Source organism: Vibrio sp. La 4.2.2, assembly GCF_027586995.1.
Lineage (GTDB): Bacteria > Pseudomonadota > Gammaproteobacteria > Enterobacterales > Vibrionaceae > Vibrio > Vibrio mediterranei.
Genome location: NZ_JAPPTJ010000018.1, coordinates 19,229 through 36,745, shown reverse-complemented (window position 1 = coordinate 36,745; position 17,517 = coordinate 19,229). Strand labels below are relative to the sequence as shown.

Genomic DNA, 17,517 nt, shown 5'->3' with positions numbered 1-17,517 from the left:
TCCACCAAAAGACTCTCTATTCGTACAATTTTAGATCGCCAGGTACGAAAAAGGCGACCCAAGGTCGCCTTTTTACACACTTACACAGTTTTAGAAGATGTGAAGTGTAGCATTGATGGTAAAGCTATCTAGATCTTTGTCATCAAATTTGGTTTTAACGCCGTTAAAACGTTGCCAACTCGCACCAACAGAAAGCATATCAGTCACGAAGTACTCTGCACCTACACCGTACATAAAGTCTGTACCGCTGTCGCTGCCACTTAGACCATCTTTATAATCAGCGTTGTAGTAGTGTAAACCACCTTTAGCGTAAAGCTGTACTGGACCAATATCGATACTTGGTTTAAGTGCTGCGTACCAAGAACCTAGTTCTGCGTAACCTTTCTTGCCCTCGCTAGTACCGTCGAAGTTACCGTGTTTCCAGTAACCACCTTCAATACCGATGATAGGCAGAATACCAGTACCAACGTGGAAACCCATTGGGGTATCGCTGTTACCATTGTAGTCTGCACGACCAGCAGAAACACCACCATACAACCACGCATCAGCAAACGCTGACGTCGACGCACCAACAAGCGCAAGCGCTAAAAGTGTCTTTTTCATTTGTAACCTTCTTGTTTAATAAAATGCGGCGAGTCCAATGAAAGCCACCGCGGAGCTTTATATATCACACACTATATCGTAGGAGAATCCTTCTAGTTTTAATTTTCGGTAAAACTTTCTGAATTCTCATACGCTTAGAAGTTATATCTATCACATTTTTGCATAGAATCTATTTAGTTGGACACTTAGCAAGCGTCTATCGCATTCAATACGCGTTTATCGGACACTGGGTATGGCGTACCGAGCTGCTGAGCAAAATAACTCACGCGTAGCTCTTCTAGCATCCAGCGAATCTCTTTAACGTTTTCTGGTATTTTCATACCTTTTGGAATCTTGTTAAGTAACTCTTTGTAGTCTTGAGTGACGGATTCCACTTTTAGCATGTGCATGCGATCTCGATTTGGGTCAATCGGTAACTTCTCCATACGTTTCTCAATTGCTTTCAAGTAACGCAGAATATCCGGCAGTCGTTTCCAGCCACATTCGGTTGCGAAGCCTTTGAAAATCAATCCTTCGATTTGCGCTTTTATATCCGATAACGCAAATACCATAGTCAAGTCTACGCGACCTTTTAGCTTTTTATTAATGTTGAACGCAGTCGTCAGGATTGTTTCCACTTGCTGTGCAATGTCTACAACTGTATCGCCCAACTCTCCACGCACATACTCTTTAAGTTGCTCAAATTTGTCTGCATCCCAAACTAAGCCACCTTGACCTTCGATAAGCTTATCGATACCGCATGCTATACAGTCATCAATTAAGTCTAACACTTTGCCATAAGGGTTGAAATAGAGACCCAGCTTAGATTTGTTCGGAAGATTGGTGTGCAGATATTTAATTGGAGACGGCACATTCAGTAGCAGCAAACGACGTTGCCCTTCTTTCATGACCTGCTCTTGTTCGACTTCCGTTTCAAACAACTTAATTTCAACGCTGTCTTTATTGTCCACCAGAGCAGGATAAGCTTTCACATCAAATCCACCGCGCTTTTGCGAATAGACTTTTGGCAGTTCACCAAAGCTCCAGGTATGCAAACCTTGCTGCTCAATGTCATCATCAGCAACTTTAGACAAAGTTTGTTGCACTTTGTCTTTCAGGCTTTCTTTCAACTCATAGAGATTGCGATTCTCTTTAAGCTTTCTATTGCGATGATCCACAGCACGGAAAGTAATTTTCAGGTGATCAGGAAGTTGTTCTAGATTCCAATCGTCCCTTAATACTTCTACACCGGTCATGCGGCGAAGTTCTTTTTCCAATGCATCTAAAAGCGGTGCTTCCATCGGTGTGACACGAGCCAAGAATGCGTCTGCGTAGTTTGGCGCTGGAACAAAGTTCTTACGTAGTGTCTTTGGCAATGCTTTGATTAAGCTCACCACCAGTTCGTGTCGCAACCCTGGAATTTGCCAATCGAACCCTTCACTATCAATCTGGTTAAGGATAGGTAATGGGATATGCACTGTTACACCGTCACTATCTTCTCCAGGTTCAAACTGATAACTTAGCTTGAGTTTAAATCCACCTTGATGCCAGAAGTTAGGATAATCAAGATCGGTGACATGACTAGCGTCGCCCTTAAACAGCATCTCTTTTTCAAAATTAAGAAGCTCTTTGTTCTTCTGGCTTGCTTTCTTCCACCACGTATCAAAATGGCGCCCAGAAACAACTTCTGTACCTACACGTTGATCGTAGAAATCAAACAGCTCATCGTCGTCAACAAGGATATCCCGACGACGCGACTTGTGCTCAAGCTCTTCTACTTCTTGTAGTAGCTTTCTGTTTTGTTTGAAAAATGCGTGCTTGGTTTCCCAATCCCCTTCAACTAAGGCACTGCGCACAAACAGTTCGCGACTTAAAACTGGGTCAATCGCACCATAGTTAACCAATCGCTTCGGAACAATTGGTACTCCGTACAACATCACTTTTTCGTGTGCCATTACGGCTGCGCGTTTCTTAGACCAATGGGGTTCACTGTAGCTACGTTTGATTAGGTGTTTTGCTAGAGGCTCAATCCACTCTGGTTGAATTTTGGCGATAATACGTCCCCAGAGCTTAGAGGTTTCCACCAGCTCTGCCGACATAATCCACTTAGGTTGCTTCTTAAACAGACCTGAAGCCGGGAAGATATGGAATCGTGCGTTTCGAGCCCCTTGGTACTCATTTTTCTCTTGGTCTTTCACACCAATATGAGACAACAAGCCAACCAGTAAGGCAGTATGGACCGATTGGTAACTGCCTGGTTCTTGGTTGAGTTTTTCATCCATCTCACGCATGGCTTGATGTATTTGGAAGTAGACATCTTGCCACTCACGTACACGTAAGTAGTTTAAATAGTCTTGCTTGCATTGCTTGCGGAATTGGTTTCCAGACAACGCTTTTTGTTGTTTTTGAATGTAATCCCATAGGTTTACAAACGTCAGGAAATCAGACTCTTTATCGAAAAAGCGCTTGTGTTTGTCGTCAGACGATTGCTGCTTGTCACTAGGACGTTCTCTTGGGTCTTGAATAGACAATGCAGAAGCGATAACCATGACTTCTTTTAAACATCCAAGTCTTGGTGCTTCTATCACCATTCGAGCCAAACGAGGGTCGATTGGCAGGCGAGCCAACTTACGACCAATTGGAGTTAAACGTTTCTTAGGATCTTTTGCTTTATCATTGATAGCACCTAACTCTTCAAGCAGACGTACACCGTCTTGGATATTGCGTTTATCAGGTGCTTCAACAAATGGGAAAGCTTCGATATCGCCCAACCCCAAAGCCGTCATTTGCAGAATGACCGACGCTAGGTTGGTTCTAAGAATTTCAGGATCAGTGAATTCTGGGCGTGATTCGAAATCTTCTTCCGAATACAGACGAATACAGATCCCCTCTTCTACACGGCCGCATCGACCTTTACGCTGGTTTGCACTTGCCTGAGAAACTGGCTCAATAGGAAGACGCTGAACCTTTGTGCGATAACTGTATCGACTAATGCGAGCGGTACCTGGGTCAATGACGTACTTAATTCCCGGAACAGTCAGAGATGTTTCAGCAACGTTAGTGGCGAGTACAATTCGTCGACCTGCATGTGGTTGGAAGATCTTATTCTGTTCGCCAGCGGATAATCGAGCGTACAATGGAACAATCTCAGTATCACGAAGGTTACGTTTTGCTAATGCATCCGCCGTATCACGAATCTCACGCTCACCGTTCATGAAAATCAGAATGTCACCAAGACCTTCATCACACAGTTCATCTACCGCTTCGAAAATGCCTTCTAGCTGATCTCTATCGCCATCATCGTCCCCAGACAGAGGGCGATAGCGAGTTTCAACTGGGTATGTTCGTCCCGAGACCTCAATAATTGGCGCGTCATTGAAATGTTTTGAGAAACGCTCTGGATCGATGGTCGCTGAAGTGATGATGATTTTTAAATCAGGGCGTTTCGGGAGTAACTCACGTAAGTACCCCAGAATAAAGTCGATATTCAAACTACGCTCATGCGCTTCATCAATAATGATGGTGTCATATTGATTAAGAAAACGATCGTGTTGAATTTCAGCTAGTAAGATACCGTCTGTCATCAACTTCACTTGAGTATTCTCAGAAATCTGATCGTTAAATCGGACTTTATACCCAACGAACTCGCCGAGTGACGTCTCCATCTCTTCGGCAATACGATTTGCCACTGAGCGCGCAGCAAGTCGTCTAGGCTGTGTATGACCAATTAAGCCAAATTGTCCTCGACCTAATTCTGAGCAAATTTTTGGTAGCTGAGTCGTCTTACCTGAACCTGTTTCACCCGCCACAATAACCACTTGATTATTCTCAATGGCTTCGGCAATTTCATCTTTCTTCTGACTAACCGGCAGCTGCTCTGGGTAGTTGATGGTGGGTTTTGTAGCTGCGCGCTGTTGAGCAACCATCATCGATCGCGCAATATCGATAGCAATCTCGTCGAATACTGCAGATTGAGCTTCTGGTTTTTTAATTCTTGTTGCGCCTGCGATACGCTTACTCAAACGAAAGCGGTCGCGAATCATACAGTCTTTTAATGCTTTTTTAAGTGACTGTGGATTGTTCGCTCGCACTTGCGACTGTTGATTGGAATTTTGAGAGGAAGTCAAAACGTTCCCTACTTAACTTTTTACTATTAAAAACTGGCAGGATTGTAGCACAGGTAGGAAATTCGCGTTAAGCGAGAAGGATACAAAAAAGCTCCGCAATGCGGAGCTTTCTGATTAGAAGTGGTATTGAAGATAGAAGGTGCTGTAGTTACTACCACCTTTGATTCGACCAAACTGGGACGAAGCTTCGAATATCGCACTGCGGTGATGCAGTGCATAACCCAACCATAACTCTTCAAGCTCTGGTTTACCGATAATAGAGCCTATGCTGATATCATAAGAAATATCAATGTAGTTCATAAGGTGACTTGCACGCTTATCTTTATTATTCATCTCTTCTTGTTCGATATAGGTAATGTTGTCGATATATGACAGGCCGTTACCCACACCTAAACGCATCTTCACTGGCCAGTTAAACGTGTAATATGCTTTGATAAGCGTGATAAATTCTGTACCAGAGCCTTGAACCTCAGAACTCCAGTGGTGAGCAATACCCGGACTCAAATAGATATCCAACGGCATACCAAACAACTCATCCGTTAATGGATGGCCATAAAATACTGATGTTACTTGGTTATTATACGGATCGCGCTTACCATTAAAGGTCAGGATATCACCCATGTCCGATGGTGACGCATAACCATGAGCTACACGCACATAAGGTTTAGCTCCGATATCACGACGTACTTGCTTCGCTTTTGATGTTGATTTTTTCTTCTCGTTGAAGAAACCAACACCGAAATACACTTCGCCTTCGAAACGTTCTTTAATCACTGATGAATGATACGCTTGGTTATCTAGCATGCGAATATTAGTCGCACCTACAAGGTATAGGTTTGATACGACGTGGTATTTAGCATCAACGCCCATCGCATAGTCCATACCGCCACTTAGGCTATCTGTAGTGCCTCGGTATGTACCATAGTATTCGGTGTTAAAGTCAGCATCTTTATAACGTAGTGTAACGTTAGGACGTAATTCAAGGTCACCATAATCAAGCATACCTTGAAGTCTAAAGTTTGCATGATAACGGTTATGTCCGTCTGTCATTAGCTCAGTGTCGAAGTGCCAAGCGTCATCAAAGTTGTAGCGCATTTGCAAACCATAATCCGCAGTGTCTCCCCCAACGGCATTTTGCTCGTCTGCTGGTATGTCGATAAAACGCATACGCGCAATGGCGTTAAGCTCTAACTCTTTGTCATCCGTTTTAAAGAGGTGGGCGCCTGCCATAGTACCGTCTAGAAAGACATAGTCATTCTTAAAGAACATCATCGGAATAAAGGTACTAACGGAGGTATCACTTCCTTTGGTATCAAAAGGAATGTTCGCTGTACGCCACACTGCTGCAATGCCCCAATCCGCTTCTTGCGCTGACTCTTCTGCCAATACCACTGGTGCTGTACAAAGTGATGCTGCGGTCGCGAGCGCGAGATTTCTCTTTATCATGTCTTGCAGTTTCTCCAACTGGAATATGTTTACAATTAATAAGCTAAGGAGCACGTAATCACTATTTTGACTGATAGCCAAAATTCACACGCCATTTATCAAATAACCTAACAACAGCTACCTCAGTGAAGTAGAGTTGTATATTATGGGGTTAACGCATATTTTTATGTCACCACACTGTTATTTGCCTTATGGCTCAATAAATAACCAACAGTGATGGGTGTCATAGTTTCCACTATTTAGACGAATCGTGAAAGTAGAAAAGTTAAAAAAAATTCTCCAATCTTTGCCAAACGATCAACATATTGATGTCGTCACAGGTGAGACATGGCTTCCAGAACGACTTTTGAGTGCCAAAGTCGATAATGACTTGTTATTCTTAGAGTTCGACAACGCTCCTGACGAAGCGGAAGATACATTTGAAGGTCGAGGATTTGTTGAGCATGAAATAGAGCTAGTTCGTGAGCGATTAGCTCAGATGATCGACCAAAGCAACAATAAAGAGCATCTTTTGGATGCTTTGACTGCTTTTTTCCTAATCGGTCATGAAACGAGTAGCTCAGAGTTTGTCGAACTGCTTGAGCAAATGAATGAAGCTACGGCACCATCAGAGCACCCGGCACTGGAACATTCCTAAAAAGTAAGTAGAAAGAACGCCTCATGAAAAAGCTCAATCCTGTGTTGGCAGGACCAATATTACGTCGCACTAACCCTCAGCATATCACCCTATGGTTGGCGACCTCATTGTGTCCTTCAAACCTTCAACTTGCGATCAATAACGATGATGTGATTTCCTACAATGATTTTGATACTGAGCAGGTCTACAAAATAAGCAACAAACTATGGATCATTCAGTTTCACACTAATCTTTTAACGTCTCAGACTGGCCACCTAGGTTATAACGTGGTTTGGCGAGAATCCAAGAGCAGCGTTCTTAATGACAACATGTTCTATTCATCGTCATCTTGGATAGACATCATATTGTCAGATAAGTCTGATCATATTCTTCACGGTTCATGTAGAAACCCACATCATCATAGTGAAGACAGCCTGCTTCAAGTTGATTCATTGCTCGATCAGTTAGCGACTTCTACAAAAGACGATGATCGACCAGACCTTTTGTTACTTACTGGCGACCAAATCTACGCTGATCATGTTGCCGGTCCCATGTTGGTGGCTATCCATAAAGTTATCAAATTACTTGAGTTACCTAATGAGTCATTTATTGGTGCGCCTGTCGAAAATGCAGATGAACTCTACCATTGTACCAACGCTCTCTACTCTAGAGACCAAATACTCCCCCATTACCAAGATGAGACTCATCGTCTAAAGGGTCTGATTAACAAAAATGACACGCCTATTTTCAGCTCTAGAGAATGCGAAAATCATCTGATTAGCTTCTCAGAATTTTTGGCAATGTACTTGCTTAATTGGTCTCCTGTACTCTGGGATGCTATTCAGTTTAACCAACTGCGTCCCAATGATGGTTCTGAAAACCAACCTTTGTTAGAGAAAGACCAACCTCTTTGGAACTGGGAAAAAGCAGAGCTCGATAAATTTGTCGCTGGCTTACCGAAGGTCAGGCGAGTTATGGCGCATGTCCCAAGTTATATGATTTTTGATGATCACGACGTAACCGACGATTGGAACCTAACTGTTGGCTGGGAAAAAGCAGCTTACGAGAACGCGTTTTCTAAGCGAATAATAGGTAACGCTCTATTGTCCTATCTACTGTGCCAAGCTTGGGGTAATACGCCAGTTCAGATGAAGAGTGACTGGCGAAACAGTTTGGTTGAGCTGTTCTCTTATGCCAGCGCAAACAAAATCATCGCGCAAGACCAACACGATGACTTAATTACGCAATTGCTGCGATACGAGAAGTGGCATTTTAGTCTTGATTCATCACCTAAAGTAGTGGTTCTTGATACTCGCACACGACGCTGGCGTTCCGAGTCCAATCTAAATAAACCATCTGGTCTAATGGACTGGGAAGCGATGGTCGAATTTCAACAAGAGCTCATCGGTCTAGACTCTGTTGTTGTCGTATCTCCCGCACCTATGTTTGGTGTGAAATTTATAGAAACACTACAAAGTATGGCGACAAAAATGGGTAATCCACTAATTATTGATGCTGAAAACTGGATGGCTCATCCTGGAAGCGCCAATACTCTACTGTCTATTTTTACCCATACTAAGACACCTAAGAACTTTGTCATTTTGTCGGGTGACGTACACTACTCCTTCGTCTACGACGTCAAACTTCGTTATAAGCAGACGGACTCGCACATTTACCAAATAACCTGTAGTGGAATAAAGAATGAGTTTCCGGAACCACTACTGACGATTTGTGACACACTCGATAAATGGCTTTATTCACCGCGTTCACCGCTCAACTTGTTTACTAAGCGTAAGCGTTTAAAGATCTTCAAACGTAAGCCAGAACCAAGTCACCATAATCGACTGGTCAATAAAAGTGGTATCGGAAAGGTACGATTGGATGATGAAGGCAAACCTATCGAGATATCGGTCCTTCATGGAGATGGTACAAAAACCACATTCCCTGAAACTAATTCCGAAAGCTAAACTCTAAATACTTGTGATCTGGCTCAACAATCACTATGTATTATAAATAAGCAATAAAATCAGGTAACGCCATGTTTAATTCCATTACTTCAATGTTTAAACAACTTATTGAAGGCGATGACTTATCTAACAACAAGTCAATTAGCCCTAACCTTGCTATCGCTGCACTGCTTTGCGAAGTGTCTAATGCCGATTATCAAGTGGAAGAGGAAGAAGAAAAAGCCAAGCTATCTTTAATTGAACGACTGTTAGGACTTGATGAAACAGAGTCGAAAACTCTGTTGGTTCAAGCGCAAGAACAAACCAAGAACTCAGCGTCTTTGTACGACTTTACCTCAAGCTTGAGAGAATTGAGTCAGGAGAAGCGCTTTGACTTAATCAAAGCCATGTGGGAAGTTGCCAACGCAGACGGAGTTATTGACCCGCTGGAAGATGCAGTGATTCGTAAAGTAGCAGAGCTCCTCTATGTTGATCACAGCGAGTTTATCCGAGCTAAGATTCAAGTCACTGACAAGTAGCGCCACACGTTATAAGCACAAAAAAGCCGAGCAGAGAGTATTTCTGATCGGCTTTTGTCATTCTTGGTCAGCGAGTTACAGCATGGTCAATGCCAATTTAGCAAGGTTATACGCATCAACATAGCCCGAGTGTTGTCTACCTTCCCACTCTATTCCTTGGCTTTCTTGTGCCGCTTTGTGACCAATACGCTTGTCTTTAAGTCGATTTTGTATGCGATATAAGGTCGCTAGATTAACAAACTCTTTGAATGGCATTTCGATGCCTTTCGATTGACATTCTTCGAGTAAGATAATGTCGTCTCGGCCCCATGAGGCATAAATTTTGTTAGGCCCACCAAAATTTTTAACCATCGACTGAATCACAGACGCTAGTGGACGCCCCTGCTTTTCTACTTTACGTGGTGTTATACCGGTAAGCTCTGTACAAAATAACGACACCTTATCAGTTTCAGGCTTAACGTAATATTGTGCTCGCTTCACTACTTCTTGTTTAACTAAATCTATTTCTGCTAGCCCTACTTCAATTATCTCGCCAGTCGTGCCAACACCGTCGACATTCCAACAACACATTTCAAGATCAAAACAAACGACACGATTATAATTCATAGGGATTTTAAGATTAGTTAAACGAACCGTCGGATTGTAACGTATCAAACGTCAAACCTCGACAGTTCTCCATTCAATCGCTAAAAAATCAAGCAACCATTGCTCTGTTCCTGCCTTTATCTTTGCTTCTATATAATAAATCATCGGCACGGTTCATGAGTTTCTCCAAGGACTCTCCTCTAAATACGGACGCACCTATACTCAGTGTACAAACAAAGTTTGGATCGATGGTGTCCCATTTCATAAAGGAAATATCTTCACACACTTCGTTTAGATAAATGTTGAGTAACTCTTCGTCAACACAACGACTTATCACAGCAAACTCATCGCCGCCGAGTCTGAACAGCATATCATCGGGATACAGTTGCGCTTTTATATACGCAGCAACTTGCATCAAGATTTCATCACCAGAAACGTGACCATATTTATCGTTAATTTGCTTAAACTTATCAATATCAATAATGACTAAAGAAAATGGCTTATTGCATGAAATATGGTAATCCGCTAACCGATTGAATGCGCGTCGATTGTACACTTCCGTTAAAGGGTCTCGCTCTACTAAGTATTGCAAGTCACGCGTTCTGCGACTGACCAACTTGGTCAATCTTCGTTGTTCACGCAGCATTAACTGAACCACGTAAGCCAATAGAATCGAAATGATAAAACCGCCTGAAGCAACACATAGGAGAATAAAACTGTCATTCTGTGAAATTTCTGAATCGTGTTTAAACTGAATGTTCCACTGTCGGTCATAAAGATCCACAATGATGCTCTTTATATCCCCAGACAACGTTTGCCACGCTGGATTCTCATACATAATGGGGTCATCTTCGGCATCAAACCCTAAATCCACAACTTGAATACCCACTTCTCTACCGATGGAGGTTCGAGAAACAATCTGCTCGAAATATGCGGTTGTCCGAACAACTCCAATAACCACTCCACGTAATGAGTTATCACCGACCTCGAATACTGGGTGGTAAACTAGCATTCCTTGTTTCGGTAACGAACGATCAAACCCGTCCTGTAATAGGCGAATCTTATCTGACAAACTCGGCTCTCCGGTTTCCAGTGTGCTGCGAATCACTCGTCTAACACGCTCTCGGGAAGAGTAGTACCCCAATGCACGTAAGTTGGCTTCATTAACAGGATAGACATCACTTGCCACATAAATAGGCTCATCATTTTCAAGGATATAACCATCTTGGCGAGGTTCGTCTTTAGGTACCGTATATATTTGATAACTTGGAAAGTGTTGCTTGACTCGCTCTACGTGCGACTCAATCTGCTCAGGATACACCTTCTTCATCCATTGCATAGCTATCAAACTTTTTGAATCTGCTAGCAATGGAGCGACAAAAGTGGAGAAATTATCCCACGTTGGTGGTTGAGTTGCGTGATAGAAACTAGCTCCTGCGCCAATAAAAGCAACGTCCAACATGACAAGTTCTTTTATATTCTCTGCTTGGTTTTGAGCTAAGAACTCAAAATTAGAATCGGAAAGTTGTTTTTGTCCTTTATATACAAGATGTGTAATGAAAATCGTTAATACCAATCCGAGAATTAGTACTAACACGGAGTACCGCTTGACACCACGGTCCTCTTTGCTTAAGCCTGTAACCATATATATTGTCCTAACTGGTTATAGTTTTATTAGTGTTACCAGTTTTTATATTTGTATTAAATATTATTAGCCATGTGATATAAGTATCGAAAATACAATACCTTACCTTTTACTGTTAAATCTTACACAGCTCTGACATGGACAAAAGTTACAGTGTTAAAAAAAACAGCGAAGATCACCTAAATTTGTAAAATCATCATTATCTGCTGAATTCTTCGCCAAAAAACTCACTTTGTAATGACATTATTGCGAAACCATCGCGCTATGAGCCTTGATTATGCTAGACTTCGCCCCAAAATTAACAACTAATGACTGACACATAGAGAAACTCCTATGAACATCGATCTAAATGTTATCCCAACTACTTTCGACATGTTGCACGCTGGCCTAGCGGCTTCTAGCGTTTTGTTGCTTGCCATCGCGGTATCACGCAAAAGCAAAGTCGTTGAAAAAGTGGTCGAAAAACCAGTAGAGAAGATCGTCGAGGTTGAAAAGCCAGTAGAAAAAATCGTTGAAGTTGAGAAAGTCGTTGAAGTCGAAAAAGTCGTGGAAAAAGTTGTAGAAGTAGAATCTAAACTTGCGACTGCTTCTACCGATTCTGCAATGCAACTTCTGTCTTTGATGCAGCAAGAAGCTCGCATGGTCGATTTCCTGCAAGAAGACCTAACTTCATTCTCCGATGAAGAAGTGGGTGCAGCAGCTCGTGTTGTCCATTCTGGCGGTAAAAAAGTGATCACCGAGTACTTTGCTTTGTCTCCAATTCGCAGTGAAGACGAAGAAACTCGCGTAACAATCGAAGAAGGCTTTGATTCGCAATCTGTTCGCCTAACTGGCAACGTAACAGGTAATGCACCATTCTCAGGCACACTAATTCATAAAGGTTGGAAAGCCGACAAAGTGACTCTGCCTAAGTTGTCTGAGAACTACAACGCATCTGTCATCGCACCAGCAGAGGTAGAGCTATAATGGATCTATCAACGCACGAACAGAATCAGCCATCTGCTCATTACAGTGTAGGTATCGACTTAGGTACTACACACTGTGTTATGTCGTTTCTTGATACGACAAACGAGTCCGCACAAGTGGAAGTAGTTTCTATTCCACAGCTTACAGCGCCAGGTACTGTAGAATCTTTCAAACAACTAGGTTCATTTCTATATCAACCTCATGAGCACGAGATGGGACAAGGCTCCCGCACTCTGCCATGGACAAGTGAGCCAAAGGCTCTGGTTGGTGCCGTTGCTCGAAACCTTGGTTCAAAAACACCTATTCGTCTCGTAGCGAGTGCTAAATCTTGGCTGTGTCACGGCGGTGTGAACCGACGTGAGAGCTTTCTTCCACAAGGCAGTCCAGAAGAAGTTACCAAAGTGTCTCCTCTTCGTGCGACTGAGCTGTATCTAGAGCACTTGAAGGATACATGGAATCACAAACACCCTGAGCATAAGCTCGAGGACCAAGACGTAACCATAACCGTCCCTGCTTCTTTTGATCCTGCAGCGCGCGATCTTACTGCAGAAGCAGCACGTAACGTTGGATTATCACACCTAACCCTTCTTGAAGAGCCTCAAGCAGCCTTATATAGCTGGATTGACAACAGCGAGGATAAATGGCGTGATGAAGTCAATGTTGGCGATGTAGTGTTAGTAGTCGATGTCGGTGGTGGTACCACAGACTTATCTTTAGTCGCAGTAACAGAACAAGATGGTAACCTGAATCTTGAACGTGTTGCTGTTGGTGAGCATATTCTGCTTGGTGGCGACAATATGGACCTTGCTTTAGCTTATCGCCTAAAGATGAAGCTAGCGCAAGATGGTAAAGAATTGCAACCGTGGCAAGTTCAAGCAATGACTCATGCTTGCCGCGACGCTAAAGAAGCCTTACTAAATGATTCTGAGCTTCAAGCAGTGCCGATTGTTGTCCCTAGTCGTGGCTCTAAGTTACTAGGCGCAACACTGAAAACGGAATTGACCCAACAGGAAGTTCAACAAACTCTTGTAGACGGTTTCTTCCCACAAGTGGGCATTCAAGATCATCCGGTTCAACGTGCTCGCGGTGCATTAACGCAAATGGGCCTTCCTTACGCACAAGATGCGGCGATTACTCGCCATATTGCTGCGTTCTTGAGCCGCCAAAGCAACGCAACAGATAACGCCTTTGCAGGTATTCCTGGCATGCAACCAGCACCTGAGTTCGTCAAGCCAACAGCCTTGCTCTTTAACGGCGGTGTCCTTAAATCGAAACTACTCTCTGATCGTTTGTTCTACACCATTAACGCGTGGCTTGAAACTGCGGGCTCAGACAAGGCAAAAATGCTTTCTGGCCTAAACTTAGATCTTGCCGTTGCAAGTGGTGCAGCTTATTACGGTAGCGTTCGACGTGGTCAAGGTGTTCGAATTCGCGGCGGTATTGCCTCGAGTTACTACATCGGCATTGAAAGCGCGATGCCTGCGATTCCGGGAATGGCTCCTCCAATGGAAGCCCTTTGTGTTGCACCGTTCGGTATGGAAGAAGGCAGTAGTGTTCAAGTCCCTAGTCAAGAATTTGGACTTGTCATTGGTCAACCGGTTCATTTCCAATTCTTCGGTTCAACTACCCGCCGTGATGATGAGGCAGGAGTTCATCTTGACTTTTGGCAACCAGAAGAGCTTGAAGAACTTCCAGAAATTCAAGTTACCTTGCCAGTATCAGAAGGCCGCAGCGTTGGCGAAGTGGTTCCTGTGACACTATCATCGCGCGTTACTGAACTTGGCACTCTATATCTGGAAGCCATCGCTTCGGATAATGGCCAAAAATGGCACGTTGAATTTGACGTCCGCGAAGACGCATAACAATAATTAAATGACAAAACGGCACATAATGTGCCGTTTTTTATCGCTAATCCCAGTCTTTATTAAGACCTAACTGGAGCATGTCATGGCATCCTCACAATATCTGGTCGGTATCGATTTAGGTACAACCAATACGGTTGTCGCATTCTGTGAAATTCAAGACGACCTCTCTAACTCTCCGGTCGAATTGTTTGAAATCGACCAACTCGTTGGCCCGGGCGAAGTAGTGCGTAAACCACTACTACCCTCTTTCCGTTATCATCCAGCAGCTCAGCAAGTGTCCGAAGCGGACCTCACTCTCCCATGGGAAAATCAATCGGTCGATGGTGATCTGAAAAATATCATCATTGGTGAATGGGCGAGAGAGTTGGGTGCAAAAGTTGAAGGCCGACAGGTCTCAAGTGCTAAGAGTTGGCTATCGCACACTGCAGTTGATCGTGAAGACGACATTCTACCGTGGGCCGGCGCGCAAGATGTCGAAAAAGTGTCGCCAGTCATCGCCAGCGCAAGCTATCTCAACCATATTCGTCAGGCATGGAACCACCGCCATCACTACAACAAACTTGAAGATCAAGATGTAGTCATTACGGTTCCAGCTTCCTTTGATGAAACCGCAAGGAAGCTCACTCTACAAGCCGCAAAATTGGCAGGACTACCAAAAGTCCACCTGTTAGAAGAGCCACAAGCCGTTTGTTATGACTGGTATGCGAGACACAAAGATACCGCAGCACAAGAGTTGGCCCAAGTACCGCTTATTCTGGTATGTGATGTTGGCGGTGGTACTACTGACTTAAGTTTGATTGAAGCTAAACACGACAATGACGAACTAACACTGAATCGAATCGGTGTCGGCGAACACCTTATGTTAGGTGGTGATAATCTTGATCTGGCACTTGCACATATGGCTGAGCAGCGCTTTAACGAGGCTAAAAAGCTTAACGCGGCTAGTCTTACCAAGCTGATTCAGCAAACTCGCAAGGCAAAAGAGGCGTTGCTGTCTGAAAATGCTCCAAATGACAAGAAAATCACTATGTTGGGTAGTGGTTCTCGTTTAATCGGTGGCACGAAAAGCATCGCTCTTACCAAACAAGAAGTGCATCAAATAGCTTTAGAAGGCTTCTTTCCGACCACGAAGTTTGGTGAGCTACCTGACAAGAAACGAAGCGCTGTCGTTGAATTTGGACTGCCTTACGTTTCCGACCCTGCGGTAAGTAAGCATGTCTCCGAGTTCTTGCATTTGCACCAAGAGGTTGCGAAAGACGCCTTAGGCGATCAAAGTGACCCAGCGATTCCTGTTGGCCTGCTACTCAATGGTGGTGTTTTCAACAGCGACTTGGTCACACGTCGCGTGGTCGATATCGTTGAAAACTGGAAAGGTTCTGCTGTTTCTTTACTCTCTAACCCACATCCAGATTGGTCTGTTGCGCTTGGTGCTGTCGCTTTTGCAAAAGCACGTCGTGGTGCACAGCTTAAAATTGGTGGTGGTAGTGCCCGTTCCTACTTCCTACACCTACAAGAAAAGAACAAACTTGGCCAAGCTTTATGTTTATTGTCCAAAGGTACAGATGAAGGGCAAGAAATTCGTCTGACTGGTCGTCGATTTGCGCTAACTCTGGGTGAACCTGTTCGATTTAACCTTCTTACTTCAACCCATGATTACTTTGGCGAGCATCAAAAAGTACAGAACGGGTTAATGGTTCAAATCGACCCCGATCAGTTCGCACCGTTGCCTCCATACATCAATACGTTACAGGGTAATGATTCTCAGCTTGCTGCCAATCAAAAAGAACGAGTTGAAGTTCAGCTCGCTTGCCAATTAACCGAGGTTGGTACGCTTAAGATTGAATGTGTAAGCACTGAGGATGATGCTCAGCGATGGGCGCTTGAATTTGAAGTTCGAAATCAGCAGGCACAAGAAGAAACGGTCACCGCTCATCCTGGGCTGGAGCCAAGCAAAGATTTGATTTCTCGTTTGTATAGTGGCAACAAAAACAGCGCTGACAGCAAAGAAATCAAGCTGCTCTCCAAAACACTTGAGAAAAACCTTGGTAAGAAAGATGACTGGGATTTCTATACCTTACGTTCTCTAGTTGACAGTTTTTCACTGGGTCGCAAACGTCGTCGTCGTTCTGAACAACACGAAAAGAATTGGCTTCGCTTAACAGGCTTTTGTATGCGCCCTGGTTTTGGTGATGCGACTGACTCATGGCGTATGGAACAAATCTGGGGGTTGTACCAACAAGGCATTCAGTTCCAGAATGCACAAGGTTGGAGTGATTGGTGGACTTTCTGGCGTCGTGTCTCAGGCGGTCTAAATGAAGAACAGCAGGAAGTAATATTAGGAGGGATCGCCAAATACTTACATCCTGGTGCGATGAAGAATGCCAAAACATTCCAAGGAGCCAAGGATAAAGGCTATGAGGCCATGGTTCGTTTATCGGCAAGCTTAGAGAACTTGTACGTTGATGACAAAGTTCTGTTAGCTACTTGGTATCTCAGTAAGGCCCTCAACCAGTCTCAGTTCGAACAAGCACACTGGTGGGCATTAGGCAGACTTGCCTCTCGTACACCACTCTACGGCAGCCAACATAACGTGATATCGCGGGAACAAATTGAACAATGGCTACCAAAACTTCTTGAGCAAGACTGGCTAAAAGAACCAATGATAGGCTTTGCCTGTGTCCTGATGTGCCGTAAAACCGGCGACCGCTCTCTAGATATTTCTGATGACTATCGAGCACAGGTTCTAGATAAGCTGAAAGCGTCGAAAGCATCTTCTAGTTGGCATGAATTGGTTTCCGAGGTCAAAACACTGTCGGAATCTGATTCTAAAAAGTTATTTGGTGATGCCCTACCAGTTGGTTTGCGACTTATCAATCAATAAAGCAGCGACACAGTTTGCTATGGTTTGGAACACTTTGGCACAAATAGGTAAGTAATATCGGCTATTCCAAGCTAATTTTCGTTAAGGCGTATACATTGCGCCTTAACGATGATTATCACTCCTCATAATAGCGGAAACCTAATAATGAAAAATCGAGTCATTGAGTATCAGCCATTAGGCATCGGTGCTTGGGTAAGAATTGAAGTCACAGTTGAAGTCGCCGATGTTCTTGCTAAAGAATATACAGGTTACGGATGGCCAGTCAGAGTGTATAGCTACATCTACGATGGAAATTAAAAAAAGAGCTCATATGAGCTCT

The 17,517-nt window shown here is 43.7% G+C and carries 12 protein-coding genes; 7 read left to right on the top strand and 5 right to left on the bottom strand.

The window, feature by feature from the left end; all coding sequences use genetic code 11:
- Nucleotides 1–90 precede the first annotated feature (90 nt).
- The 3 genes from OH456_RS24715 to OH456_RS24705 all read right to left on the bottom strand — a co-directional run bounded on the left by OH456_RS24715 (nucleotide 91) and on the right by OH456_RS24705 (nucleotide 6,155).
- Nucleotides 91–603 (bottom strand): porin family protein, encoded by a 513-nt coding sequence (locus OH456_RS24715; protein WP_006071435.1) that lies wholly within the window; start codon nucleotides 601–603, stop codon nucleotides 91–93.
- 185 nt (nucleotides 604–788) lie between these two features.
- A complete protein-coding gene (gene hrpA / locus OH456_RS24710) occupies nucleotides 789–4,709 on the bottom strand; it encodes an ATP-dependent RNA helicase HrpA (RefSeq protein WP_270034402.1) in 3,921 nt (1,306 codons plus the stop codon).
- A 114-nt stretch (nucleotides 4,710–4,823) separates the two neighbouring features.
- Complete coding sequence (locus OH456_RS24705) at nucleotides 4,824–6,155, bottom strand: MipA/OmpV family protein (protein ID WP_270034401.1); 1,332 nt, start codon at nucleotides 6,153–6,155, stop codon at nucleotides 4,824–4,826.
- 250 nt (nucleotides 6,156–6,405) lie between these two features.
- Here OH456_RS24705 and OH456_RS24700 point away from each other — a divergent pair, with 250 nt between their 5' ends.
- The 3 genes from OH456_RS24700 (at nucleotide 6,406) to OH456_RS24690 (ending at nucleotide 9,256) form a co-directional block, all read left to right on the top strand.
- Entirely contained in the window at nucleotides 6,406–6,792 is a 387-nt protein-coding gene (locus OH456_RS24700) for a hypothetical protein (protein WP_198557808.1), read from the top strand.
- A gap of 23 nt (nucleotides 6,793–6,815) precedes the next feature.
- Nucleotides 6,816–8,738 (top strand): alkaline phosphatase D family protein, encoded by a 1,923-nt coding sequence (locus OH456_RS24695; protein WP_270034400.1) that lies wholly within the window; start codon nucleotides 6,816–6,818, stop codon nucleotides 8,736–8,738.
- Nucleotides 8,739–8,809: 71 nt separating this feature from the next.
- Complete coding sequence (locus OH456_RS24690; protein WP_006071430.1) at nucleotides 8,810–9,256, top strand: tellurite resistance TerB family protein; 447 nt, start codon at nucleotides 8,810–8,812, stop codon at nucleotides 9,254–9,256.
- A gap of 75 nt (nucleotides 9,257–9,331) precedes the next feature.
- Here the strand turns inward: OH456_RS24690 and OH456_RS24685 are convergent, their stop codons facing one another.
- Nucleotides 9,332–9,862: a 3'-5' exonuclease gene (locus OH456_RS24685; protein ID WP_006071429.1), complete on the bottom strand. Its 531-nt coding sequence runs from the start codon at nucleotides 9,860–9,862 to the stop codon at nucleotides 9,332–9,334.
- 88 nt (nucleotides 9,863–9,950) lie between these two features.
- Nucleotides 9,951–11,486 (bottom strand): sensor domain-containing diguanylate cyclase, encoded by a 1,536-nt coding sequence (locus tag OH456_RS24680; RefSeq protein WP_198557806.1) that lies wholly within the window; start codon nucleotides 11,484–11,486, stop codon nucleotides 9,951–9,953.
- Nucleotides 11,487–11,819: 333 nt separating this feature from the next.
- Between OH456_RS24680 and OH456_RS24675 the strand changes: the two genes are divergently transcribed.
- From OH456_RS24675 to OH456_RS24660, 4 genes are all read left to right on the top strand, one after another.
- Nucleotides 11,820–12,452 (top strand): DUF2760 domain-containing protein, encoded by a 633-nt coding sequence (locus OH456_RS24675; RefSeq protein ID WP_006071427.1) that lies wholly within the window; start codon nucleotides 11,820–11,822, stop codon nucleotides 12,450–12,452.
- Nucleotides 12,452–14,314 (top strand): Hsp70 family protein, encoded by a 1,863-nt coding sequence (locus tag OH456_RS24670; protein WP_198557805.1) that lies wholly within the window; start codon nucleotides 12,452–12,454, stop codon nucleotides 14,312–14,314. Before OH456_RS24675 ends, OH456_RS24670 begins: the two co-directional genes overlap by 1 nt.
- A gap of 85 nt (nucleotides 14,315–14,399) precedes the next feature.
- Nucleotides 14,400–17,198, top strand: coding sequence for an Hsp70 family protein (locus tag OH456_RS24665; RefSeq protein ID WP_270034399.1), 2,799 nt, complete (start codon nucleotides 14,400–14,402; stop codon nucleotides 17,196–17,198).
- 144 nt (nucleotides 17,199–17,342) lie between these two features.
- Nucleotides 17,343–17,495, top strand: coding sequence for a hypothetical protein (locus tag OH456_RS24660; protein WP_006071423.1), 153 nt, complete (start codon nucleotides 17,343–17,345; stop codon nucleotides 17,493–17,495).
- Nucleotides 17,496–17,517: the final 22 nt, after the last annotated feature.

Coding starts and splice junctions, on each gene's coding strand:
- OH456_RS24675 (WP_006071427.1), top strand. CDS start 11,820: ATGAACATCGATCTAAATGTTATCCCAACTACTTTCGACATGTTGCAC.
- OH456_RS24670 (WP_198557805.1), top strand. CDS start 12,452: ATGGATCTATCAACGCACGAACAGAATCAGCCATCTGCTCATTACAGT.
- OH456_RS24695 (WP_270034400.1), top strand. CDS start 6,816: ATGAAAAAGCTCAATCCTGTGTTGGCAGGACCAATATTACGTCGCACT.
- OH456_RS24705 (WP_270034401.1), bottom strand. CDS start 6,155: ATGATAAAGAGAAATCTCGCGCTCGCGACCGCAGCATCACTTTGTACA.
- OH456_RS24685 (WP_006071429.1), bottom strand. CDS start 9,862: ATGAATTATAATCGTGTCGTTTGTTTTGATCTTGAAATGTGTTGTTGG.
- OH456_RS24715 (WP_006071435.1), bottom strand. CDS start 603: ATGAAAAAGACACTTTTAGCGCTTGCGCTTGTTGGTGCGTCGACGTCA.
- OH456_RS24680 (WP_198557806.1), bottom strand. CDS start 11,486: ATGGTTACAGGCTTAAGCAAAGAGGACCGTGGTGTCAAGCGGTACTCC.
- OH456_RS24660 (WP_006071423.1), top strand. CDS start 17,343: ATGAAAAATCGAGTCATTGAGTATCAGCCATTAGGCATCGGTGCTTGG.
- OH456_RS24690 (WP_006071430.1), top strand. CDS start 8,810: ATGTTTAATTCCATTACTTCAATGTTTAAACAACTTATTGAAGGCGAT.
- OH456_RS24665 (WP_270034399.1), top strand. CDS start 14,400: ATGGCATCCTCACAATATCTGGTCGGTATCGATTTAGGTACAACCAAT.